This window comes from Psychrobacter sp. TB20-MNA-CIBAN-0197 (assembly GCF_040309765.1).
Lineage (GTDB): Bacteria > Pseudomonadota > Gammaproteobacteria > Pseudomonadales > Moraxellaceae > Psychrobacter > Psychrobacter submarinus.
Genome location: NZ_JBEOPC010000244.1, coordinates 1 through 333 on the forward strand (window position 1 = coordinate 1; position 333 = coordinate 333).

A 333-nucleotide genomic window follows, 5' to 3' on the forward strand; every position below is an offset into this window, starting at 1 on the left:
TCGCGGGTGTCGCTGGTGTGCGCCAACAGGCTTTCCAGCAACAGTGCGAGGTTCTGGCCCTGAATCACCCCCAATGGCAGGCCGAGGCTGCCGTCGTCGCGGAAGCTGAGTTTCTGCTTCACCAGAAAGTCGCGGTCGTCCTGCTTGCGTCGAAATGGCACGTCCTCACGCGGCGGCGCGTCGGACAGCGCCGCTTGCCAGTCGATGCTCAGGGCGAGCTTTTCCAGTTCATCGATCTTGTAGCCCGAGGCGTACAGGCCGCCGACCACGGCGCCCATGCTGGTGCCGGCAATCGCGTCGATCCTGATGCCTTGTTCTTCCAGCGCCTTGAGC

1 protein-coding gene is annotated in these 333 nt (G+C 64.0%); it reads right to left on the reverse strand.

The window, feature by feature from the left end:
• Positions 1–333 (reverse strand): patatin-like phospholipase family protein (locus AAEY83_RS13505; protein WP_351059573.1); only part of this gene is annotated, 333 nt, incomplete at both ends.